This is a genomic window from Kribbella shirazensis (genome assembly GCF_011761605.1).
GTDB lineage: Bacteria > Actinomycetota > Actinomycetes > Propionibacteriales > Kribbellaceae > Kribbella > Kribbella shirazensis.
This window is the reverse complement of record NZ_JAASRO010000001.1, coordinates 5,518,338-5,540,416: the sequence shown is the minus strand read 5'-3', so window position 1 is coordinate 5,540,416 and position 22,079 is coordinate 5,518,338. Positions and strand designations below refer to the sequence as shown.

The 22,079-nt window shown below is 69.9% G+C and carries 26 protein-coding genes; 14 read left to right on the top strand and 12 right to left on the bottom strand.

Features of this window, described 5'->3' with window-relative positions:
- The first annotated feature begins 119 nt into the window (after positions 1 to 119).
- On the top strand, positions 120 to 932 hold the full coding sequence (locus BJY22_RS26780) for an MBL fold metallo-hydrolase (RefSeq protein WP_167211763.1): 813 nt from the start codon (positions 120 to 122) through the stop codon (positions 930 to 932).
- 200 nt (positions 933 to 1,132) lie between these two features.
- Positions 1,133 to 1,741: an HNH endonuclease family protein gene (locus BJY22_RS26775; RefSeq protein WP_337759163.1), complete on the top strand. Its 609-nt coding sequence runs from the start codon at positions 1,133 to 1,135 to the stop codon at positions 1,739 to 1,741.
- Here the strand turns inward: BJY22_RS26775 and BJY22_RS26770 are convergent.
- The gene (locus tag BJY22_RS26770) at positions 1,738 to 2,688 is read right to left on the bottom strand and encodes a MarR family transcriptional regulator (protein WP_167211758.1); all 951 of its coding nucleotides are present in this window, start codon (positions 2,686 to 2,688) and stop codon (positions 1,738 to 1,740) included. The genes BJY22_RS26775 and BJY22_RS26770 overlap by 4 nt on opposite strands.
- 166 nt (positions 2,689 to 2,854) lie before the next feature.
- Positions 2,855 to 3,808 (bottom strand): DUF389 domain-containing protein, encoded by a 954-nt coding sequence (locus BJY22_RS26765; protein ID WP_167218688.1) that lies wholly within the window; start codon positions 3,806 to 3,808, stop codon positions 2,855 to 2,857.
- A gap of 102 nt (positions 3,809 to 3,910) precedes the next feature.
- On the opposite strand from BJY22_RS26765, the gene BJY22_RS26760 reads away from it, so the two are divergent.
- On the top strand, positions 3,911 to 5,329 hold the full coding sequence (locus BJY22_RS26760; protein WP_167211755.1) for an APC family permease: 1,419 nt from the start codon (positions 3,911 to 3,913) through the stop codon (positions 5,327 to 5,329).
- On the opposite strand, the gene BJY22_RS26755 is transcribed toward BJY22_RS26760, so the two are convergent.
- The gene (locus BJY22_RS26755; protein ID WP_167211752.1) at positions 5,271 to 6,482 is read right to left on the bottom strand and encodes a Cmx/CmrA family chloramphenicol efflux MFS transporter; all 1,212 of its coding nucleotides are present in this window, start codon (positions 6,480 to 6,482) and stop codon (positions 5,271 to 5,273) included. The two genes, BJY22_RS26760 and BJY22_RS26755, sit on opposite strands and share 59 nt — an antisense overlap.
- Positions 6,483 to 6,591: 109 nt before the next feature.
- Between BJY22_RS26755 and BJY22_RS26750 the strand changes: the two genes are divergently transcribed.
- On the top strand, positions 6,592 to 7,203 hold the full coding sequence (locus BJY22_RS26750) for a rhomboid family intramembrane serine protease (protein WP_167211749.1): 612 nt from the start codon (positions 6,592 to 6,594) through the stop codon (positions 7,201 to 7,203).
- On the opposite strand, the gene BJY22_RS26745 is transcribed toward BJY22_RS26750, so the two are convergent.
- On the bottom strand, positions 7,196 to 8,116 hold the full coding sequence (locus BJY22_RS26745) for a threonine/serine dehydratase (protein WP_167211746.1): 921 nt from the start codon (positions 8,114 to 8,116) through the stop codon (positions 7,196 to 7,198). The genes BJY22_RS26750 and BJY22_RS26745 overlap by 8 nt on opposite strands.
- A 50-nt stretch (positions 8,117 to 8,166) precedes the next feature.
- Between BJY22_RS26745 and BJY22_RS26740 the strand changes: the two genes are divergently transcribed.
- On the top strand, positions 8,167 to 10,062 hold the full coding sequence (locus tag BJY22_RS26740) for an acetate--CoA ligase (RefSeq protein ID WP_167211743.1): 1,896 nt from the start codon (positions 8,167 to 8,169) through the stop codon (positions 10,060 to 10,062).
- Here the strand turns inward: BJY22_RS26740 and BJY22_RS26735 are convergent.
- Positions 10,030 to 10,812, bottom strand: a complete 783-nt coding sequence (locus BJY22_RS26735; RefSeq protein WP_167211740.1) for an alpha/beta fold hydrolase — start codon at positions 10,810 to 10,812, stop codon at positions 10,030 to 10,032. The genes BJY22_RS26740 and BJY22_RS26735 overlap by 33 nt on opposite strands.
- 43 nt (positions 10,813 to 10,855) lie before the next feature.
- Here BJY22_RS26735 and BJY22_RS26730 point away from each other — a divergent pair, with 43 nt between their 5' ends.
- Positions 10,856 to 11,506 carry an SDR family oxidoreductase gene (locus BJY22_RS26730; RefSeq protein WP_167211737.1) on the top strand — a complete coding sequence of 217 codons (651 nt, stop codon included), beginning with the start codon at positions 10,856 to 10,858 and terminating at the stop codon, positions 11,504 to 11,506.
- A gap of 71 nt (positions 11,507 to 11,577) precedes the next feature.
- Positions 11,578 to 11,985, top strand: a complete 408-nt coding sequence (locus BJY22_RS26725; RefSeq protein WP_337759156.1) for an OsmC family protein — start codon at positions 11,578 to 11,580, stop codon at positions 11,983 to 11,985.
- On the opposite strand, the gene BJY22_RS26720 is transcribed toward BJY22_RS26725, so the two are convergent.
- The 3 genes from BJY22_RS26720 to BJY22_RS26710 are packed head-to-tail and all read right to left on the bottom strand — an operon-like array spanning position 11,975 to position 14,067.
- Positions 11,975 to 12,751, bottom strand: coding sequence for a sugar nucleotide-binding protein (locus tag BJY22_RS26720; RefSeq protein ID WP_167211731.1), 777 nt, complete (start codon positions 12,749 to 12,751; stop codon positions 11,975 to 11,977). The genes BJY22_RS26725 and BJY22_RS26720 overlap by 11 nt on opposite strands.
- On the bottom strand, positions 12,748 to 13,587 hold the full coding sequence (locus BJY22_RS26715) for a hypothetical protein (RefSeq protein ID WP_337759154.1): 840 nt from the start codon (positions 13,585 to 13,587) through the stop codon (positions 12,748 to 12,750). Before BJY22_RS26715 ends, BJY22_RS26720 begins: the two co-directional genes overlap by 4 nt.
- 12 nt (positions 13,588 to 13,599) lie before the next feature.
- Complete coding sequence (locus BJY22_RS26710; RefSeq protein WP_167211728.1) at positions 13,600 to 14,067, bottom strand: Lrp/AsnC family transcriptional regulator; 468 nt, start codon at positions 14,065 to 14,067, stop codon at positions 13,600 to 13,602.
- Between the two features lie 93 nt (positions 14,068 to 14,160).
- On the opposite strand from BJY22_RS26710, the gene BJY22_RS26705 reads away from it, so the two are divergent.
- From BJY22_RS26705 to BJY22_RS26695, 3 genes are all read left to right on the top strand, one after another.
- Positions 14,161 to 14,994, top strand: coding sequence for an LLM class flavin-dependent oxidoreductase (locus BJY22_RS26705; protein ID WP_167211725.1), 834 nt, complete (start codon positions 14,161 to 14,163; stop codon positions 14,992 to 14,994).
- A gap of 11 nt (positions 14,995 to 15,005) precedes the next feature.
- Complete coding sequence (locus BJY22_RS26700; RefSeq protein WP_167211722.1) at positions 15,006 to 15,431, top strand: deaminase; 426 nt, start codon at positions 15,006 to 15,008, stop codon at positions 15,429 to 15,431.
- Between the two features lie 289 nt (positions 15,432 to 15,720).
- A complete protein-coding gene (locus tag BJY22_RS26695; protein WP_167211718.1) occupies positions 15,721 to 15,996 on the top strand; it encodes a hypothetical protein in 276 nt (91 codons plus the stop codon).
- Between the two features lie 33 nt (positions 15,997 to 16,029).
- Here BJY22_RS26695 and BJY22_RS26690 read toward each other — a convergent pair whose 3' ends face one another.
- Positions 16,030 to 16,962 (bottom strand): LppU/SCO3897 family protein, encoded by a 933-nt coding sequence (locus BJY22_RS26690; protein ID WP_167211715.1) that lies wholly within the window; start codon positions 16,960 to 16,962, stop codon positions 16,030 to 16,032.
- 45 nt (positions 16,963 to 17,007) lie between these two features.
- Positions 17,008 to 17,967 (bottom strand): WYL domain-containing protein, encoded by a 960-nt coding sequence (locus BJY22_RS26685; protein WP_167211712.1) that lies wholly within the window; start codon positions 17,965 to 17,967, stop codon positions 17,008 to 17,010.
- 101 nt (positions 17,968 to 18,068) lie between these two features.
- Between BJY22_RS26685 and BJY22_RS26680 the strand changes: the two genes are divergently transcribed.
- The 4 genes from BJY22_RS26680 to BJY22_RS26665 all read left to right on the top strand — a co-directional run bounded on the left by BJY22_RS26680 (position 18,069) and on the right by BJY22_RS26665 (position 20,624).
- Positions 18,069 to 19,016 carry a helix-turn-helix transcriptional regulator gene (locus BJY22_RS26680; RefSeq protein WP_167211709.1) on the top strand — a complete coding sequence of 316 codons (948 nt, stop codon included), beginning with the start codon at positions 18,069 to 18,071 and terminating at the stop codon, positions 19,014 to 19,016.
- Complete coding sequence (locus BJY22_RS26675; protein ID WP_167211706.1) at positions 19,016 to 19,720, top strand: alpha/beta fold hydrolase; 705 nt, start codon at positions 19,016 to 19,018, stop codon at positions 19,718 to 19,720. The genes BJY22_RS26680 and BJY22_RS26675 overlap by 1 nt, the downstream gene beginning before the upstream one ends.
- The gene (locus tag BJY22_RS26670) at positions 19,711 to 20,013 is read left to right on the top strand and encodes a DUF1905 domain-containing protein (RefSeq protein WP_337759150.1); all 303 of its coding nucleotides are present in this window, start codon (positions 19,711 to 19,713) and stop codon (positions 20,011 to 20,013) included. The genes BJY22_RS26675 and BJY22_RS26670 overlap by 10 nt, the downstream gene beginning before the upstream one ends.
- 62 nt (positions 20,014 to 20,075) lie before the next feature.
- Positions 20,076 to 20,624, top strand: coding sequence for an isochorismatase family protein (locus tag BJY22_RS26665; RefSeq protein ID WP_167211703.1), 549 nt, complete (start codon positions 20,076 to 20,078; stop codon positions 20,622 to 20,624).
- Here BJY22_RS26665 and BJY22_RS43315 read toward each other — a convergent pair.
- Entirely contained in the window at positions 20,614 to 20,763 is a 150-nt protein-coding gene (locus BJY22_RS43315; protein WP_167218682.1) for an HAD hydrolase-like protein, read from the bottom strand. The two genes, BJY22_RS26665 and BJY22_RS43315, sit on opposite strands and share 11 nt — an antisense overlap.
- A gap of 252 nt (positions 20,764 to 21,015) precedes the next feature.
- On the bottom strand, positions 21,016 to 21,894 hold the full coding sequence (locus BJY22_RS26655) for an aldo/keto reductase (RefSeq protein ID WP_337759147.1): 879 nt from the start codon (positions 21,892 to 21,894) through the stop codon (positions 21,016 to 21,018).
- Between the last annotated feature and the right edge of the window lie 185 nt (positions 21,895 to 22,079).

Genomic DNA, 22,079 nt, shown 5'->3' with positions numbered 1-22,079 from the left:
CTTGTAAACGGAGGATGTCGGCGGCGCCTTGACAGTGCGAGGATCGCGGCGGACGCTCCGAAGAGGACCAGTTCGGGGGCGCTCGCCGTGGGTGACGGCGGCACTGCACAGGGGGAATCATGCGGATCAATCGTGTCGGCGCTGACATCAGCGTGCTCAGTGACCAACTGCCCGTACCGGGCATCGGCTTCCTGCCCGTCAACGCGTTCGTCCTGCTCGGGGCCGAACCGCTGGTGGTCGACACCGGGTTGAGCCTGCCGGGCCGCGGCTTCATGGACGCGCTCGGCTCGGTGGTCGATCCGGCCGATGTGCGGTGGATCTGGCTGACCCATCCGGACCGCGACCACACCGGCTCGTTGTTCGACCTGCTGGAGGCGGCACCGCAGGCACGCCTGATCACGACCTTCATCGGCGCCGGCATCATGTCGACCGAGCGGCCGCTGCCGATGGACCGGCTGTACCTCCTCAACCCCGGGCAGTCGCTGTCCTTGGGGGACCGCACCGTGACTGCCTTCCGGCCTCCGCTGTACGACAGCCCGGCGACCGTGGGCTTCTACGACGACCGGTCGCGGGCCTGCTTCAGCTCCGACTGCTTCGGCGCGCCGATGCCGACCTCCGAGCTGGCCGACTGCGGCGACGTCAGCGATGCGCCACGGGACGCGCTGCGGGGCGGGCAGTTGCTCTGGGCGACGCTCGACAGCCCATGGGTGCACAACGTCGACCAGGAAGCGTTCCGGCGTACCATCCAGCCGTTGCGGGAGATGGACCCGGACGTCATTCTCAGCACCCACTTGCCGCCGGCCCCGGGGCACACGACGGATTTCCTGGACCTGCTCGAGACCGCGCCGCAGGCCGATCCCTTCTTCGGACCGGACCAGCATGCCTTGGAGGAGATGCTCGCCGGCTTCGAACCCGCCGCAGCCGCGACCTGAGCAGGCGCAGACCGTCGCAGGGGCAGCGCTCTACGTTCACGCGACTGTAACTGGTGAGTGGTTTCCTACGGTGCGTGATCGGGGAAGGCTGAAGGGCAGCAACGTCAGGGGGGATCCGCCCTAACCCTTCGGAGGCCTGACCGATGCCCCGCACAACCAAACCTGCAGCCAAACGTGCAGCCAAACGTGCGACGACCCTGGTGACAACAGTTGCCGCGGCAGCGACCGCGTGGGTGCTGAGCGCCGGACCGGCGATGGCTTACCCGCCGACTCCGCCGTCGGCGAGCACAGCGGCGAGCCAGCTGGCGACCCTGACCGTGAAGTCGGAAGGCTCCAGCGACGGCTACAGCCGGGACAAGTTCCCGCACTGGATCACGCAGTCCGGTACTTGCGACACCCGCGACGAGGTGCTGAAGCGCGACGGCTCCGGCGTCACCGTCGACAGCCAGTGCGAGCCGACTGCGGGCCGCTGGTACAGCGTGTACGACGCGACGTGGGTGAACGACGACTCGGACGTCGACATCGACCACATCGTGCCGCTGGCCGAGGCGTGGCGGTCGGGTGCGAGCTCGTGGACGCAGTCGCGCCGGCAGCAGTTCGCGAACGACCTGACGATCTCTCAGCTGATCGCGGTGACCGCGTCCAGCAACCGCTCGAAGGGCGACAAGGACCCGGCGGAGTGGAAGCCGACGAACACGTCGGTGCACTGCATCTACGCGCGCGAGTGGATCTGGGTGAAGTACACCTACAAGCTGTCGCTGCAGTCGGCAGAGAAGACCGCCCTGACGCAGATGCTCGGTACCTGCTAGTCGTCCTCGAGCAGGTGGCGGCGCTGGGCGTGGATACCGGCCTGGAACCGGGTGCGTGCCCCCAGCGTCTCCATCAGCTCGGCGACCCGCCGACCGACGGTCCGGCTGCTCAGCGCGAGCTGCCGCGCGATCGCGTCGTCCTTGAACCCGGCGGCGAGCAGCGTCATCAGCCGCGCGTCGGTCGGATCCGCCTTGGCGACCGGGACGACCGGGACCGCCTGGTCCCACAGCAGCCAGAACATCTCGATCAGCGCGTCCAGCAGCGCGCACGGATGGACGACGAGCGCGCTGTCGACCAACTGGTCCACCGCCAGCGGCAGCAGCGCGATCTTCCCGTCGAACACGGCCAGCTTCATCGGCACCTGCGGGTGCACCCGTGACGTCTCACCTGCGTCGGCCGCGCTGAACGCCTCGTCGACGCCGCCGGGGATGTCGAGCGAGTCGGGGGAGTAGATGCCGTGCACGACGACCCCGTCGCCGAGCAGGCCTCGGACCGTGCTGTCGGACTGGTCGGGCTGCGCGGCGTACGGCGGGCGGTCGAGCACGAGCAACTGGTTCCGGGTCCCGTTGAGCAACTGCGCGAACCGGGCCGCGATCGCTTCCTGCCCGACGATCACCTCGACGAGGTTCTCCGGCCGGTACCGCTCCTGGGTGCTCAGCTCGGACAGCAGGACCCGGGCTTCGGCGCGGACGCGGTCGAGCTCGGCCCGCCGTACGGCGACCAACGCGTCCACCGCGACGTCGGGACGGGTCGGGAGCAGGCGGACCGGATCGTCGGAGGTGGAGGTCAGCAGACCGAGCTTCTCGAGCCGGCCGACCGTGGCGACGACGTTCTGCTCGTCGCGGCCGAGGCGCTCCGCGAGCTGCCGGATGTCGCAGCCCGGAGCCGACAGCAACGCCCGATACGCCTCCTCATCAGGCGGCTCCACCCCAACCGACTCCAGCATTCGATCAGGCTATCTCGTCGGTTGGACGGTCTCGACCGGTTTGGCGACTTCACGCCATGGCTGACATACGTCAGCACTCTCGAACGCCTCGACAGGTGCGCGGAGCCCTCGAGTGGGGTATGTCTGTCGGTGCTGGGCGCGCGCGGACCGGACAGGGGACGCCCGGTCAAGCCTCAACGCGCGCGCCCGCCCTTCTCTTCACCCGCAGGTAGCTGCGCCAGATGAGCCGCTGCAACATCAGGGTGACCACGCCCGCGGCCGTCATCCCGGCCAGGTTGATACCGAGCTGTGCCGCGGACCCGCCGATGTGATGCGGTGCCCACAACGCCAGCGACAACGCCAGGTCGCCCGCGGCGGGAACGGTCGTGACCGAGATGAACACCCCGACGAGGGCGTTGCCACGGCCGGCCGTCTGCGACAGCACCCCGGCACACCCGGCCAGTACGGCGACCACCGCGGACCACTTGTCCGGCCGCCAGATGAAGCCCGTCAGCGGCCGCGCCGCCGTCACGTCGTTCACGTCCACCCAGCCGACCGCTCGCGCCAGCAACGCGGCGAGAGCCGTGACCGCGATCGCGAGCACGAATCCCTTCACGAGCAGCGAGAACGACCGCCGGGTCAGGCCGCCCTTGCGCAGGAACAGGCCGACGGCCAGCGCGGCGACCACTCCGAACTCGGGACCGACCACCATGGCGCCCACGACGAGGATCGCGGAGTCGGTGACGACGGCGACCGAGGCGATCATGGTCGCCAGCGCCAGGAACACGTAGTACACCCAGGACCCGCCGGCCTCGTTGTACGCCTGGTCGACGACGGCGTCCCAGATGACCGCGTCGTCGGGCGCGCCGGGCGCCGCCTTCTCGGCTTCCTGGGCGTTACGCGACGGTGCCGCGTCGACGCCGGTCATCGCCACCGTGCCGTCGTCGTACAGACCCTCGGCCTTGAGCCAGGTCAGGATCTCCGAGGTCGCCTCGCGGGTCACGTCGCACTCGATGACGTCGCCCGCGGGACGATGCGCGGCACCGGGGAGGCTCACGATGCTGGTCACCCGCGGGTCGGCGACGAGCGTGTCCAGGACGCGCTCGTTGCGGTCCGATGGGACGATGAGACGAAGGTGCATCACGGGCCACATGTTGTCAGGCGACCGGTCACCTTCCGGCCATGGCCTCGCCCATGCACCCCCGGATATGGTCCACTGACGCACCGGATCCAGGGAGGCACAATGAGTGACAGTTCCGCTGCCGCCGCAACGCCGAAGGTCGGCGAGCGGCCCGAACTGAAACGGGTCATGGGACCCGGACTGCTGCTGCTGTTCGTGGTCGGGGACATTCTCGGGACCGGCGTGTACGCGCTGACCGGCAAGGTCGCGGGTCAGGTCGGAGGCGCGGTCTGGCTGCCGTTCCTGTGCGCGTTCCTGGTCGCCCTGCTGACCGCGACGAGTTACCTCGAGCTGGTCACGAAGTACCCGAAGGCCGGTGGCGCCGCGGTCTACACGCACAAGGCGTTCGGCATCCACTTCCTCACCTTCCTGCTGACGTTCGCGGTGATGTGCTCCGGCCTCACCTCGGCGTCGAGCGCGTCCAAGGCGTTCGCGGCGAACTTCTTCTCCGCCGCGCACATCGACGTCGACCGCGGCTCGCTGCTGATGATCACGGCGCTCGGCTTCATGACGCTGATCGCGCTGGTGAACCTCCGCGGCGTCGGCGAGAGCGTGAAGGCGAACGTGGTCCTCACCTGCATCGAGCTCAGCGGTCTGCTGATCGTGATCGCGGTCGGCGCGTGGGCGCTGATCGGCGGCGACGGCGAACCGGGCCGGCTGACCGAGTTCCACGTCGCCGAGGGCGAGTCGCCGTTCGGTGCCGTGACCGCGGCGACGGCGCTGGCGTTCTTCGCGATGGTCGGGTTCGAGGACTCGGTGAACATGGCCGAGGAGACCAAGGACCCGGTGCGGATCTTCCCGAAGATCATGCTGATCGGGCTGTGCATCACCGGCGTCATCTACGTCCTGGTGGCGATCTCCGCGGTCGCGCTGGTCTCGCCGGAGGAACTGAACAAGGGCGCCACACCGCTGCTCAAGGTCGTCCAGGCCGGTGCACCAGGGTTCCCGCTCGAGTTGTTCGCGTGGATCACGATGTTCGCGGTCGCGAACTCGGCGCTGATCAACATGCTGATGGCGAGCCGCCTGCTGTACGGGATGTCGCACGAGCAGGTCCTGCCCGGTCCGCTCGGACGGGTGCTGCGCCGGCGCCGTACGCCGTACATCGCGATCATTTTCACCACGCTGCTCGCGTTCGTGCTGATCGGGTACGCCGACCTCGCGGCGCTCGGTGGTACGACGGCGTTCCTGCTGCTGTGTGTCTTCGCGATCGTGAACGTCGCGGTGCTGGTGCTGCGGCGGGACCGGGTCGAGCACAAGCACTTCCACGCGCCGACCGCGCTGCCGGTGCTCGGCGGCGTCCTGTGTGTCTACCTGGCCAGCCCGTTGTCCGGGCGGGCGTCGGCGGACTACAAGATCGCCGGCTGGCTGATGCTGATCGGCGTCGGGCTGTGGGCGCTCACGTGGCTGCTGAACAAGTACGTGTTCAACCGGCACCCGGACTTCGACCCGACGCACCTCGACCCGCAAGGCCCGGTGAACTGACCGGGACGAGCCCCGGAGACAGAGCCGCGAACAGCACGGTCGCGAGGGCCGCGAGCCCGGTGCCGACCGCGATCCAGCCGAGCGCGGCATAGCCCGCGCCGGCGTCGATCGCGAGCCCACCGAGCCACGGCCCGGCCGTGATGCCGACGTTGAACGCGGAGAAGTTCGTCGCGGTCGCGAGCGTCGAACGGTCGCCGGCCAGGCTGAACACGCGGCCGTTGGGGGCCGGGTTGGCGGCGAAGCCGAAGCCGCCGAGCAGCGCGATCACCGCGACCGCGACCACCGGAACGCTTGCCGTCACCGCGAGCAGCGCGGAGAGGGCGACGAGGCCGGTGATGCTGACGAACAGGGTGTGGAACGGCAGTGCGTCGGCGAAGCGGCCGCCGATGGTGATCCCGATGAACGAGCCGAGGCCGTAGAGGGCGAGGACGCCGGGGACGGCACCGGCCGGTAGGCCCGTGGTCTGGGTGAGCAGCGGCGCCAGGTAGCTGAAGGTGACGAGGATCGCGGAAGTGACGAGCGCCGTCGTGCCGAAGGCGAGCCAGAGCCGGGCGCTGCGCAGGGCGCGCAGTTCGTCGGCGAGCCGGGGCAGGTTCGCGGCGTCGGGGCGGTCGGCCGGGACGGTGGCGAGTACGCCGAACATCGCGAGCACGCACAAACCGGCCACCGTCCAGAACGCCGACTGCCAGCCGAAGTGCTGGCCGAGGACGGTGCCGAGTGGGAGGCCGACGATGGTGGCGATCGTGAGTCCGCCGGTGACGATGCTCATCGCCCGGGCCCGGCTGTGCGCGCGGACGAGGGTCATGACCGTCACGGCGGCGACCGACCAGAACCCGGCGTACACGAAGGCGCCGACGATCCGGGTCGCGAGCAGCACGCCGTAGCTGGAGGTCGTCGCGCCCACGACATGGGTGAGGGCGAAGATCGTGAGGAACAGCAGCAGCGCCGTACGGCGGGACCAGGTGAGCGTGACGACCGCGAGCACCGGCGCGCCGACCAGCATCCCGATCGCGAACGCGGAGATCAGCAGTCCGGCCTGGGGGATCGTGACGTGGAGGTCCGTGGCGAGCTCGGGGAGCAGCCCGGCGAGCATCAGCTCGGACGTGCCCTGGGCGAAGATGCTCAGCCCGAGGACATAGACGGCGATCGGCATCGTTCCCCCTCACTCGACGAGTGCCACCTGGAGTATCGCAGACGTCACTCTCCGCTGTCGCCGCGCGCCTCGAGGGCTGAGACTTGGAGGGATGCGGCATCGTGGAGGTATGAGCTTTCAGACCCCGGCCAGGCGGACAGGGCGGAGTGTGGACACTGCCAGGATCGGCAGTGGGCTGAAGCTGCTCGTCGGCCTGGTCGGGCTGATGTGGCTGAGCGAGGTCGTCGACACCGCCCTGCAGGGCCAGCTGGATCAGTACGGGATCATCTCTCGCGAGTCGAGCGGCCTGGTCGGCATCCTGACCGCGCCGTTCCTGCATCTCGGCTTCGGCCACCTGATCTCGAACACGCTCCCGCTGGTCACGCTAGGTGCGTTGATCGCGGTGGGCGGCGCGGCCCGGCTGTTGTCGGTGACCGCGATCGTGACGGTGATCGGCGGATTCGGCACCTGGCTGATCTCACCGCCGAACACGATCACGATCGGCGCGAGCGGTCTGGTCTTCGGGTACGCGTCGTACCTGATCCTGCGCGGGGTGTTCAACCGGCGGCTCGGACAGGTGCTGCTCGGCATCGTTGTCGTGATGGTGTGGGGCAGCGCGCTGCTGAGCGGGCTGTTGCCCCAGGACGGGATCTCCTGGCAGGGGCACCTGTTCGGCGGCATCGCCGGTGTACTCGCGGCCTGGGTCCTGGCCGACGACAAGCAGCAGCAACGGGTCAGATGAGCGTGCCGGGGTCGGTGTTCGCCCCGCAGACCACCACGACGACGCGCTCGCCGGCCGTCGGTTCGTAGGCGCCGGAGGTCAGAGCGGCGTACGCCGTGGCGCCGCCGTGCTCGGTCGCGAGGTGGTGGTCGCGCCAGAGCTGCTTGCGGGCGGCAACGATCGCGTCGTCTTCGACGAGGACGGATCGCACGTGATGGGCCTGGACTGCTGCGAAGGCGTGGTCGCCCAGACGGCGGGCTCCCAGGGAGTCGGCGGCCACACCGCCAACCGTGCCGTCGGTCGGCGCGCCGTCCGCCAGGGCGCGGTGCATGGTGGGCGCGAGCGCCGGCTCGACGCCGATGACCTGTGCGTGGTCGGCGATCGCAGTCGCGATGCCGGCGATCAGGCCGCCTCCGCCGACGGCCACCAGCACGGTGTCGAAGCCGTCGACCTGCTCGAGCAGCTCGAGCCCGACCGTGCCCTGCCCGGCGACGACCTCGGGCTGGTCGTAGGCGTGAACCAGCAGCGCACCGGTCTCCTCCTGGACGCGCAACGCGGCCTGGTACGCCTCGGCGTACTCGCTCCCGACCTGCACGATGTCCGCGTCCAGTGTGCGCAACGTGCCCAGCTTCGCGGCCGGAGTCGTCTCCGGAACGAAGATCCGCGCCGGTACGCCGAGCTCGCGGGCCGCGTACGCCGCGGCGAGCCCGTGGTTGCCGCCGGACGCGGCGACGATGCCCTGACCGGTCAGCTCGCCGGTCTCCTTCGCGGTCAGCAACCGGTTGAAGGCGCCGCGCGGCTTGAACGAGCCGGTGTGCTGGAGCAGTTCGAGCTTGAACGTGAGGCCGGGCGCCACCTCGATCACCGGCGTACGCCGTACCCGTCCGGCGATCCGCTCCGCGGCGCGCTGCACGTCTTCGAGACTTACCGTCATGGCTCAACCCTGCCACGATGGGGAAGAGCCGACGGACGGGAGGCGACCTGATGGGCGCTGGAACGGGCGCGTACGAGGAGAGCTACTGGCGGAGCCTCGACGATCCGCACGGGTTCTGGCTGGAGGCAGCGGGGGCGATCTCGTGGACGAGGCCGCCGACCCGGGCCGTGGACGCGAGCGGCGCGCCGATCGTCCGCTGGTTCCCCGACGGCGAGCTGAACACGGCGTACAACGCGCTCGACCGGCACGTCGAGGCCGGTGACGGCGACCGATCCGCGCTCATCTACGACTCGCCGGTCACCGGGACAGGCCGCACGTACAGCTACGCGCAACTGCGTGACGAGGTCGCGACGTTCGCCGGCGCGCTGGCCTCGCTCGGCGTCGGCAAGGGCGACCGGGTGATCGTCTACATGCCGATGGTCCCGGAGGCGGTCGTCGCGATGCTGGCGTGTGCGCGACTGGGCGCGATCCACTCGGTGGTGTTCGGCGGGTTCGCCCCGCGGGAGCTCGCGGCGCGGATCGAGGACGCCGGGCCGAAGGTGATCGTGGCCGCGTCCTGCGGCATCGAGCCGACCCGCGTCGTCGAGTACAAACCGATCATCGACGAGGCGCTGACGATCGCGTCGCACCGGCCCGAGCACACCGTCGTACTGCAGCGGCCGCAGGCCCGGGCGCAACTGGGCGAGCACGACCTCGACTGGACCGAACTCACCGCGAACGCCCAGCCGGCCGGCCCGGTACCGGTCGCCGCGACCGATCCGCTGTACATCCTCTACACGTCCGGTACGACGGGACGCCCGAAAGGGGTCGTCCGCGACAACGGCGGCCACGCGGTCGCCCTCGCCTGGACGATGCGCAACGTGTACGACATCGGCCCGGGTGACGTGTGGTGGACCGCCTCGGACGTCGGCTGGGTCGTCGGCCACTCGTACATCGTCTACGCGCCCCTCCTGGTCGGCGCGACGACGGTCCTGTACGAGGGCAAGCCGGTCGGGACGCCCGACGCGGGAGCGTTCTGGCGGGTGATCTCCGAGCACGGCGCGAAGGCCCTGTTCACGGCGCCGACCGCGATCCGGGCGATCAAGAAGGTCGACCCGGACGCCGCCGAGCTGGCGAAGTACCCGATGGACATGTTCCGGACGCTGTTCCTGGCCGGGGAGCGGCTCGACCCGGAGACCTACCACTGGGCGCACGAGCATCTCGACGTACCGGTGGTGGACCACTGGTGGCAGACCGAGACCGGCTGGCCGATCGCGGCCAACCCGCGCGGTCTCGAACCGCTGCCGACCAAGCCGGGCTCGGCGACCGTGCCGATGCCGGGCTGGAACGTACGGATCCTCGATGCAGGAGGCAAGGAACTGCTGCCGCACGAGGAGGGCGCGATCGCGATCAAGCTGCCGCTGCCGCCGGGCGCGCTCCCGACGCTGTGGGGCGACGACCAGCGCTACATCGACAGCTACCTCAAGGAGTACGACGGCTACTACCTGACCGGCGACGGCGGGTACATCGACGACGACGGCTACATCTTCGTCATGGGCCGCACGGACGATGTGATCAACGTCGCCGGGCACCGCTTGTCCACGGGCTCGATCGAGGCGGTCGTCGCGGCGAACCCCGCGGTCGCCGAGTGCGCGGTGATCGGCGTCCACGACGCGTTGAAGGGACAGTTGCCGCGGGCATTCGTCGTACTCAAGGCCGGTGCGACAGTGGCCGACGACGTACTGCGGGACGAACTGGTGGCCGCCGTACGACGGGAGATCGGGCCCGTGGCGGCGTTCCGGGACGTCGCCGTCGTGGACGCGCTGCCGAAGACCCGGTCGGGGAAGATCCTGCGCCGGACGATGCGCGGGATCGCCGACGGCCGGGACGAAGCCGTGCCGTCGACGATCGAGGACGCCGCCGTCCTGGACGCGCTACGACCCGTGCTGCGCGGCCAGGAAGGCTAGGACCGCCGGGCTTGCGACCGACCGGAACTCGTGGAAGTAGGCGTGCCGGGCACCCGCGATCAGCTCGGCGCGCGCCCCGGGGATGCGCTCGGCGAGCAACTGCGCGTTCGCGGCGGGACTGAAGATGTCGTCCGTGCCGTGCAGGACGAGCGTCGGCGCGGTGATGCTCGGCAGGTCGTCCCACGCGTCGTGCTTGTTGCTGGCGACCAGGTGCCGGCCCTTCGCGTACGTCGGCATGGTCGTGTCGCCGAGGACGTAGTACGGACCGGGGTTCCGCGCGAGCCAGCCGGGCGTGTACATGAGCTCGAGCAGGACACGCTCGGTCCGCGCCGGGTCGGCCAGAGCCCTGCGGATCTCCTGGCTGCGTTCGAATCCGTGCACCGCGCCCGGTGAGGTACATCCGAGGACCAGCTTGCCGACACGTTCGGGTGCGTCGACGGCGAGCCATTGCGCGACCCGTCCGCCCATCGAGGTCCCGTAGACGTGGGCGCGTTCCAGGCCGAGTGCGTCGAGGACGGCGATCACGTCCTGCGCGAAGCCCCGCGTGCTGTAGGCCTCGTCGGGCTTGTCGCTGGCCCCCGTACCTCTCCAGTCCACAGTGATCGTCCGGTGCCGCTCGTCGAAGTCGATCCGGACGGGATCCCACCACGTGTGGTTGTTGGACTGCCCGGCCAGCAGGACGAGTGGCGGCCCTTCACCACGGACCTGGTAGGCGATCCGGGTCCCGTCGGGAGCTGTCGCGTGCGGCACGGGGGAGAGTCTGCCTGATCGGGCCCACGGTTAGGCTGCGGGTATGCGAGTCGTGATTGCGGGTGGACACGGGCAGATCGCGCTGCGGCTGACTCGGCTGCTGAGTGCTGACGGCCACCAGGTGGTCGGGGTGGTGCGTAACCCGGACCACGAGGCCGACGTCGTCGCCGCCGGCGGGCAGGCCGCGGTGCTGGACCTCGAGCAGACGGACGTCGACGCCGTCGCCGAGGTGCTCGACGGCGCGGACGTGGCGATCTTCGCGGCCGGCGCCGGGCCGGGCAGCGGGAACGCCCGCAAGGACACGGTCGACCGCGGGGCGGCCGCACTGTTCGCGGACGCCGCCGAGCGGGCCGGCGTACGGCGGCACATCCAGGTCGGCTCGATGGGCGCCGACCGGGCCGACTCGCTCACCGACGACTCGACCTTCACCGTCTACCTGAAGGCGAAGTGGGCCGCCGAGGAGGATCTCCGGGCCCGCGACCTGGACTGGACGGTGCTGCGCCCGGGCGGTCTGACCGACGACCCCGGGACCGGCACGGTGTACCTCGCCGACAAGACCGGGAACGGCCGGATCACCCGCGACGACGTGGCGCTGGTGCTGGCCGGACTCTGTGACACTCCGGCCTCGATCGGCCGGACGCTCGAGCTCGTCGCCGGGGACACCCCGGTGCGCGAGGCCCTCGAGAACCTCTGACCCATTGTCAAGTTGCCACAAGCAACAGAATGTGACGGGACTGCGACACCATGGCAGACACACTCCGGCAGGTGACCTTCGAGCGCCTGGCGAACAGCAGCTACGAGGTCCGGAACGCCCGCGGCGGCACCATCCGGGTCGGCTCGGGCGGTGCGGACACCGACTTCACCCCGGTCGAACTGCTGCTGGCGGCGATCGGGACCTGCTCGGCGATCGACGTCGACGTCGTGGTGAGCCGCCGGGCCGAGCCTACCGAGTTCAGCGCGGTGGTCCGCGGCGACAAGCTCCGCGACCCCGACGAGGGCAACCGGATGGAGAATCTCGCGGTCGAGTTCACCGTGCACTTCCCCGAGGGCGAGGACGGCGACAAAGCCCGTGAGGCGCTCCCGCGCGCGGTGAAGATGTCCCACGACCGGCTCTGCACGGTCAGCCGCACGGTCGAGCTCGGCACCCCCGTGACCACCACGGTCAACGACTGAGGAACTCGCCGGCCGGGCGCAGGCGGGTCTTCAGGAGCTCCTGGGTACGGCGGCTGTCGAGCCGGATCTCCGACGGCGGTCCCGGCTCGGACGGCAACGCGTGCGGGTCGAGGCCGTCGCGGATCGCGAGCAGGCGGCCGAGTTCGAGCCGGCTGAGCGCCTGCGGGCCGGCCACGTGCGCGATACCGTCGACCTCGCCCACGAGCAGTTCGAGGAGCGCCGACGCCAGGTCGCTGACATGGACCGGGCAGCGGATGTTCTCGGTGTAGAACGCACCGGGCTCGCCGGCCGTCAACCGGCGTACCCGCTGCTCCTCCTCCGAGGTGCCGTCCGAGCCGACGATGAGCGACGTCCGGGCGATGACCGCACGTCGTGCGACCGCCCGGATCGCGGTTTCGGCTGCCGCCTTGGCCGCGCCGTAGGGCGTGGTCGGGCACGGCAGCTCGTGCTCGGCGTACGGCGTCGTCCTGGGACCGAAGACCGCGTCGGTCGACACGAACACCAGGCGCGCACCGGGGGACTCCAGCGCGACGTTGACCGCGCCGTCGGCGGTGGTCAGCCAATCGTCTTGCCGGTAGGCGGTGTGGATGATCCCGTCCGGCCGTACGGCGCGGATCACCTCGCGGACGTTGCCGCGATCGCGGACGTCGAGGCGAACTCCGCCCGGCACGGGCTGCGAGTGGTACGCCGGCACCACCTCGTAGGCGGCGGAGCGCAGGAGTTCACGCCCCAGGAGACCAGCGGCCCCAGTGACGAGCAACCTCACAGCACCACCATATGGCGTTCCAGCCGCCAACCCGTAGTCCGCGTGGCACGCTTCACCTCGGCGACCGTGCGCACCTTCCGCGGCGACGACCAGTCCTGCGACGGTTTGTGCAGCATCCACCCGTCGCCGATGGTGAGCGCCGCGTGCTGGACGAGCCGCGCAGCGTCACGCCAGACGAACACGGTGCCGGGTACGTCATCCTTTCCTCCGGGCACCGTGTGGCTGGCGAGCCATTCCTCGAACGGTTCGCGCACCATCCAGACGTTGTCGGCGCCCTCGACGCCGCAGGCCGCCATGACGGTACCGAAGCAGTTCGGGCCGCTGCCCTCGTTGAACGTGCCGGCCAGTTCGCGGACACGCGGGAACTGCTGCGGCCAGCGCCGGACCTCCGCGTGCCGGCTCGGTCCGAGGTCCTCGCTGACGATTGCCGGGAGCACCTGCTCGGGTGCATGCAGCAACGATTTCCACCAGACGAACCGGTGACCGTCCGCCTGCTGCCGGATCTGCGGCCCGACGACCCCGGCCCATCTCCGCACGGTAGGAACGGCGCCGCGGTTGTAGTTCACCTGCGCCCGGACCAACGCGGCACGGGTCGCCCTCGGCAGGTCGTCGTACGCCGACTCGCTCAGCCACACGGTCCGTGCGGCCTTCCGATCGATCCGGTACACCCGGTAGGTGTCGCGGTCCTCGCGGCCGAGCTCCCGGTCGCTGACGGGCAGCTTCCACGCCGTCGCCTGCTTCGTCGTCAGGAAGAACGGCTGTTCATCAGGCGCGAGCCAGTCGACCCATCGCTCGAGCAGGGCAGGGGAGACGTCGATACCGAGGACGGTCAGCACCGGCCAACGCTCTCATCCCCGTGGCTGATCGGCCACCGGCTTTTGCGGGCCGCGGTAACGCTGCGTCTGCGAGTAGACCAGGTTGGTCGTCGTACTGCCGAAGTCGGTCAGCTCGTTCACGAGCTCCTCCAGGTGCGGCATCGAGGCCGCTGCGACCTTCAGCGTGTAGCAGTCGTCGCCGGTCGTCCGCAGGCACTCGAGGATCTCGGTGCGCTCGGCCAGCAGACGGTGCAGCGGCTCGTGCTTGTTGCCGGGGTACTTCAGCCGGACGACGGCGAGGACGGGGTACCCGACCTTGGTCAGGTCGATCTCGGCGCGGTAGCCGGTGATCACGCCGATCGACTCGAGCCGCCGTACCCGCTCCGTCGTCGCCGAGGCGCTCAGGTTCACCCGCCGGCCGAGCTGGGTGAGGGACAACCGGGCGTCCGCCTGCAGCTCTGCCAGGATCGCCCAGTCGGTCGCATCGAGACTCTCGGTCATAGCGCCAATCTACCGGCGAATCCTCGGCGCGGGCCGCCGAGGACCGTGAGAAATCTCTTCAGAACTGCCCTGTCGCCTGGATACGCTCGAGGCGTGGAACTTGGAGTGAATGTGCCGAACTTCGGGCCGGGGACGAACCCGGAACGCCTTCGCGACTGGGCGCGGGTCGTCGAAGGGCTCGGGTACGACCTGCTGATGGTGTCCGACCACGTCGTCATCACACCGGACGTGGCGGAGCAGTATCCGGCGCCGTTCTTCGAGCCGTTCACGACGTTGAGCTGGCTGGCGGGCATCACCGAGCGCGTCCGCCTCGGGACGACCGTGCTGATCGCGCCCTACCGGCATCCGTTGCTCGTGGCAAGGATGGCGGCGAACCTCAACGCGCTGAGCGGCGGCCGGCTGGTGCTCGGCGTCGGGGTCGGCTGGGCGCCTCAGGAGTTCGAGGCGCTCGGCGCGGAGCATGCCCGGCGCGGCCGGCAGACCGACGAGCTGCTGACCGAGCTGCGCCGCGCGTGGTCCGACACCGCGGACTACGGCACCGGTACGATCCCGATCTGGATCGGCGGCAAGACGACGGCGGGCCTGCGCCGGACGGTCCGGTACGGCGACGCGTGGCATCCGCTGCGGCACACGCTGGATTTCATGCGCGACGGGCTCGACGAGATGCGGACCATCGCGGAGTCGCTCGGGCGGCCGGTGCCCGCGTTCGCGCCGCGGATCCTGCTCCGGCTGACGGACAAGCCGCTGCCTGACGACGAGCGGGTCGCGGGGGAGGGTTCGCTGGAGCAGGTGCTGCGGGATCTCGACGCGCTCCGGGAGCTCGGCGCGCAGAGCGTCGTACTGGATCCGTTCGTGGGCGACCCGGCCGAGACCGAACGGCCCGAAGTGGCCTGGCAGGCGCTCGCGACGATCGCGACGCATCGATGACGGGAGCAGACGTGACACCTGAGGACGAAGGATTCCTGCGCCGCGCGATCGCACTGGCCGCGGCCGCCCGCGAGGGCGGCGACCCGCCGTTCGGCTCGCTGCTGGTCGGACCGGACGGCGCCGTGCTCGTCGAGGCGCAGAACTCGACGATCACCGACGGGAACATCAGCTTCCACCCCGAGCTGAAGCTCGCGGTCTGGGCCGCCCAGAACCTGACGCCCGAGGTCGCGGCCGGCACGACCATGTACACCAGCTGCCAGCCGTGCCCGATGTGCTCCGGAGCATTGGCACGCTCCGGCCTCGGCAAGGTCGTCTTCGCCCTGTCCGGCGACCAACTCAACGGCCTCAAGACCACCGGCGGCTTCCCCGACGTCCCCCTGGAAGGCCCAGCCCTCTACGACGAGGCCCGCGTACCGGTCGACGGCTACTACGCCTGATGCACCTGACACACCCAGTAGTACCTACACTGCGACTCGAGACCCACACAACTACGGACTGCATGTGTGTACCGGACGGGTCGCTACGAGCCCGTCCTCCCGCCGCTGCGAGCGGACTTGGTACGACGGTCGCCGAATTGGATCCACCAGTACGAGGCATGGCTGCGTGCAACGGACGCCGGCCCGCTGCACGCCGGCACTTGGACGTTGGAGTCGCGACCACTTCCGCAGTACAGCATGGGAAACGATCTGGTGCGTGAACACCCGTCGGCGTACCTGGATTGGTTCGGTGACGGCTGGAACGGGGCTGCTGCCGCTGCGCGAGCTGCCGACGGAAGACGCCGGCCAGGTGAAGGCGTACCGCAAACAGGCCGTCGACGGAACGCTGCCGCCGGTGCAAGCCTGGCGCGGAGCCGGCGGCGGAGCGGATGCAGCGGGCGTTCGCGGAACTGAACTCTGCGCCCAGGGGTTCGCGGTACGCAGCCGGGGGTGGCCGGTGCGCGGCGGCGTACCGGAATGGGACCGGATCGCGGCTGTGGCGGCGCCGGGGTGGCCGAGCGAGTAGTGCGGGGCCCCTGGGACGGGACCCCGCGTCTCGTCAGCGGACCGGGGTCAGGCAGAGGACGTACTTCGTCGACTTGCGCTGGTAGACGTACGACGCCTCGGCGTTCTGGCCGCACTGGCTGTCGTCGGTCGAGTCGTCGATCTTGTCGACGATCTTGTACTCGGCCTCCGACGAGGTGCAGTCGACGACCTCCACGTCCGGGTTGACGGAGCTGCCCTTGTTGACGACGCAGGCGCCGACCTTCGCCTTCGACTCGGTCGAGTTCAGGTTCGCGAACACGATCAGCCCGATCAGCGCGACCGGCAGCAGCAGACCGAGGATCGCCGGGCGCTGGAACAGCGGCTTACCCGGGTTCATCGGGCGGCCCGGACCCGGCGCGGGCTCGGGCAGGTTCTTGAACTGCTGCATCGGGCCGATGTTCATCAGCATCGTGATCGGGTTGACGATCGCCGAGCCGATACCCCACCAGCCCTGCCACAGGCTCTTCGCGGTCATGTCCCGCACGGTCGCGACACCGCACGTCCGGCAGAACGGACCCTGCAGCTTCAGGAACCGCATCAGGATGATCAGACCCTGGTGCCCACGCACGGTCGCGTCGACGGCCGGGTAGCCACCGCAGAAGCGGCAGACCATTTGACCCTGCGGCGCGAAGCCCTGCTGCGGGAACCCTTGCTGACCCTGCTGGTCCTGCGGACCGTGCTGCCCTGGCTGACCGGGCTGGCCTGGGTACGGCGCCTGCTGCTGGCCCGGGTACTGCGGGCCGGGCTGCTGACCGGTGTACGGCTGCTGGTACTGCCCCGGCTGACCGGCGTACTGCTGCTCACCGGGCTGACCGGGCTGCTGACCGGGCTGCTGAGGCTGCTGGCCCGGCTGGGTGTACTGCGGGAACTGCTGCGGTGGCGGACCGTAGCCGGCCGGCTGTCCGGAGTACGGGTTCTGCGGCGGCTGGGGAGGGGATGTGGTCACGGATGGTTCCTGAGGATAGATCGGGACACGATGAACCATCGCACCCTACTCACCCCGCTGGTCCATCGCCGCATAGCGGTTCGTCAATTCCCGGCCAAGACGCGCCAGCTCCGCCTGCACCGACGGCGGATCGAGCACCTCGACCGACCCGCCCCACCCGGCCAGGTCCTGAGCGATCATCAACGCGGTCGGCGCCGTCACCTTGATCCGCACCCGGTCAGCGACCGTCCCGTCGACCTCGCAGTTGCGCCCGAGCCGGTCCTGCATCACCCACACGAACCGCGGGTCCATCAACACCGTTGCCGTCAGCCCCGACCGGCGCTCCTCCATCCGCTCGACGATCCCGGCCCACGCCGACGACAGGTCGAAGTCCTCCGGTCGCTCGAACGACTCATCCGTCGGCTCCGCCTCCAGCACACGGTCGACGCGGAACGTCCGCTGCCCCTTCTCCGTCCATGCGACCAGGTACCAGACGTCGTCCTTGTCCACCAGCCCGAGCGGATCCACCACCCGTTCCGACGTACTGCGACCGCGTCCGGAGTACACCAGCCGGAACCGTTCCCGGCGTACGACGGCGTCCTGCAGGCGACGTACCAGCTCCGGACGCTCCTTCACATGCGCGCCCCAGCGGGCCGGATCGATCACGACCGCCTCCGCCGCAGCCTGCGCGTGCTCGCGGAACGTGTCCGGCAGCGCGCGGACGAGCTTGCGCAGCGCCGCCTTGGCGTCCGGCGCGATCGACGCCGCGGGACCGACGAGCAGGAACAACGCCTGCGCCTCGGTCGCCGTCAGGCCGCTCAGATCGGTGCGGGCACCGCCGATCAGCTGCCAGCCGCCGTTGCGCCCGGGTTGTGGATAGACCGGGATGCCGGCCGTCGACAACGCCTCGAGGTCGCGCCGCGCGGTCGCGACCGAGATCTCCAGTTCCTCGGCGACCTCCGCCGCGGTCACCCGGCCCCGCGCCTGCATCAGCAACAACACCGCCACCAACCGATCCGCGCGCACGCGCCGATCGTCGCAGACAAACTGCTCATCTGCTGAGCAGTTCCCGGGACAGTCCCTGGGCTAATCTCGGATCCGGACGGACTTCTTCCGGAATGGTGACGATGGCGTACGACGTGAGCCCGACGGCGCGGACCCTGATGGTGCTGGAGCTGATCCAGAACAGTCCCGGGATCACCGCGGAGCAGCTCGGCGACAAGCTCGGGGTGTCCGAGCGCGCCGCGCGCCGGTACGTCGCGATCCTCCGCGAGGCGGAGATCCCGATCGAGTCGGAGCGCGGGCCGTACGGCGGTTACCGGGTCGGGCGGGGGCTGCGGCTGCCGCCGTTGATGTTCAGTACCACCGAGGCGCTCGGGCTGGTAATGGCTGTGCTCGAAGGGCCACGCGGCGCCGCGGATCCGGTCGAGAACGCGCTCGGCAAGATCATCCGGGTGCTGCCCGAGCCGGTCGCCCGGTCGACCGACGCGATCCGCCGAGTCAGCGCCCGCGGTCCCGATCCCGGCGCGCGCACCCCCGATCCCGGCATCACCGCGGCACTGGTCTCGTACAGCACGGAATGCCGCCGCATCACCATCCACTACCGCCGCCACCAGGACGAGTGGCCGATGGACGTCGACCCATGGGCGGTCGTCGTCCGTCGTGGACGCTGGTACCTGCTGTGCTGGTCGCACACCAAGGACGCCCAGCGCGTGCTGCGCGTCGACAAGATCACCAAGGTCGAGGCGCAGACGACCGACTTCACGCCTCCGGCCGACCTGGACGCGCTGGCCGCCGTCGAGGAACACCTCGCGCTGGGCTGGAGGTATCCCATCGAGGTCGAGATCGACGCCCCGCGCGAGGACGCCGCGTGCTGGATTCCACGCAGCATGGGCCGGTTGGAGGCGATCGACGACACGCACACGCGGCTGCTGGCGAGCACCGACGAGCCGGACTGGTACGCCGCTCAGCTCACCGCGATCCGCTCGCCGTACCGCATCCTCGGAGGCCCGGAGATCCAGGCCGCTTCCCAGGCCCTCGGGCGGCGCCTCCTCGCGGCGAGCACGCTCGACTGATGCCCTCCGCGACGTGGGGCACCGGCGACAGGCTGGTGCTGCTGGTCCACGGGATGCTCGGCGCCGCCACGCAGTACCACCAGGTCGGCCCGGCCCTCGCGGACCGCGGCTATCGAGTGATCGCCGTCGACCTGCCCGGACATGGCCTGGCCGCACCGGCGCCTGACGCGACGATGGAGGTCTTCGTCGACGCGGTCCTGGACGCCGTCGATGTCCCGCCAGCGCTCGCGATCGGTCACTCGCTCGGTGCGATCGTGCTGGCGCACGCCCTGCCCCATCTGGAGCCCGAGCGGGTTGTGTACGTCGACGTACCCCTCGACGGGCTGCGTGCAGGACCTCCGCCCTCGGTCGAGGAACTCCGCGAGCGGTTCAGGACTGCTCGTGTCGCGCGCACGCAGGATCGGCTGCGAGCGACGCGTCCCGAATGGTCCGCGGAGGATTGCCGGGTCGAGGCGGAGGCAGCGGCGAGGTTCGACCTCGAGACCGCGGTGTCGCTCGAGCGTTCGTACGGCGGCGGGGTTGCCGGGCCGCCGACTGTGCCTTCGCTGGTGATTCGCGCCGACCCGAGCCGGTACGTCTCGCCGGAGCGGGCGCTCGAACTGGAGAAGCTGGGATTCTGTGTGCGGGCGATGCCGGGGGCGGGACATTGTGTCTGGTACGGGCGTCTCGACGAGTTCCTGGGGGTGTTGGACGGGTGGCTGTGAACGACATCGAGTTCTCGGGCGAGATCTGGTACTGGCGCGGGCCCGCACCCTGGTACTTCATCACCGTGCCGGCGGACGAGAGCGCGTACTTCGAGGCGGAGTCGAACTTCGTCACGTACGGCTGGGGGATGATCCCGGTGACGGCCGAGATCGGCGCCAGCGTGTGGGACACGTCGATGTTCCCGAAGGACGGGCGGTACATCCTGCCGGTAAAGGCGTCCGTCCGGCGGGCGGAGGACCTTGACGACGGCGACGTACCGACCGTGCGGCTGCGGCTGCGGGGCTGGAAGTGACGACAACTGTCGGCGGGCGAGGCTAGCGTTCGGCGTACACCTCGGAAAGGGAGGGACGAGACATGACCACGCTGCCCGACCGGCCGCACACGGCGCTGCTGGTGGTTGACGTACAGAACGGTGTCGTCGGCGAGGCCCACGAGCGCGACAAGGTCGTCGCCAACATCACCACGCTCGTCGGCAAGGCCCGCGCCGGGGGCGTCCCGGTCGTGTGGGTCCAGCACTCCGGTGACGGTCTCGCGAAGGACACCGAGGCGTGGCAGCTCGTGCCGGAGCTGTCCCGCGACGGCTCGGAGTCGCTCGTCCACAAGACGTACGCCGACTCGTTCGAGGCGACCGACCTGGAGGACGTCCTCGCGCGCGCCGGCATCGGCCACCTCATCGTCAGCGGCGCGCAGACCGACGAGTGCATCCGCTCGACGATCCACGGCGCGATGGTCCGCGGGTACGACGTGACGCTCGTCGGCGACGCGCACACCACCGAGGACCTGTCGGAGTACGGCGCACCGAGCCCGGACAAGGTGATCGCCCACACCAACCTCTACTGGCACGAGCACCGCGCCCCCGGCCGCACCGCCTCCGTCAAGAAAACCGACGAAATCACCTTCTGACGACATCGAGCACCTGAGTCAACGACCGGACCCGCGGTACGCCGGCATTCGCGTGCTCGTCGGACCGGTCGACGAGCACGGCCCCGCTGCCGACGGCTTGAGCGCCGCGGACATCGTTCTCGAGTGAGTCCCCGACCATGACCACGTCGGCCGGGGCTGCTCCGAGTCGCCGAGTCCGGCGTCCCGTACGGCGCGCAGTCCAGGCACCGCGTCGTCGTACACGGCCCAACCCGCTTCGTGCCGCCGTACGTACCCGTCGAAGATCACGTCCGCCTCGGCATCTCTCACCTGAAACCCAAGGAACTCGCGGACGCGCAGCCGCCGCGGGCTGCTGGTCGACCAGCGTTCCGTCGAGGTCGAACAGCACCGTCTTCAACACCCAGACACTCTCTCAGTCGGTCAGGGAGTCGAGTAGTGCGAGGTCGGTGGGGGAGAGGGTGAGGTCGGTGGCGCGGAGGTTCTGCTCGGCGTGCTGCGGGCTTGACGTGCCCGGGATCGCGAGGACGTGGGCGCCGCGGCTGAGGGTCCACGCCAGCCGGACCTGCGCGACCGTCGCCCCGTGACGGTCCGCGACCTCCTGCACGGGACCGGAGTCCGGAACCCCGCCGGCCTCGCGCGACTCGGCGGTCAGCGCGAAGAACGGAACGAACGCGATCCCGAGCTCACCGCACACCCGCAGGATCTCGTCGTTCACCCGGCCGAATCCCACGCTGTACCGATTCTGCACCGCGACCACCGGCGCGATCGCCCGCGCCTCGTGCAAATGTTCGAGGCGCACATTGGACACACCCAGATGCCGGATCATTCCCTTCGCCTGCAATTCGGCCAGCGCGCCGAAATGCTCCGCGATCGAATCCAGCCGCATCTGCCGCAGATACACCAGGTCCAGCGCGTCGAGCCCGAGTGCCCGCAGATCCTCCTCTACCAGCCCCCGCAGTTCGTCCGGACGCGCGAGCCCGTGCTCGGTCGGACCGACCTTCGTCGCGATCACCAGTTCGTCCGGGTACGGCGCCAGCGCACGGCGAATCACGTCGTTCGCCCACCCCAGACTCTCGAAGTCCGTCTCACCGGCCCGCCCGTAACTGGGATAGAAGGCCGCCGTGTCGATGTGGCTGATCCCGAGCTCGACGACGCGCCGCAGCAGCCCGATCGCCCGCTCCTTCACATCCGCGGTCCCGCCGTCGCTCCCCGCGAGCCGCTTGGCCCCGAAGCCGACCCGCCGCACGGCAACGTCCCCGAGCCGCCAGAATTCCCCGGACTTGCCGTCCACAATGTCTGATGATAAGTTAATTCGTAGAGCTGCATTATCCTGTGAATTCTGCATTCGGCCAGGATAAATCCTCGAGGACAATTCGTCCAGCTTTTCCCATCTTTTTCTGCGCTATCTCTGGGGTCGAGCACCACGCCGAGCGCTACATCGCGAAGGCCGGCGACGAGGACGCAAAGCTCCTCCTG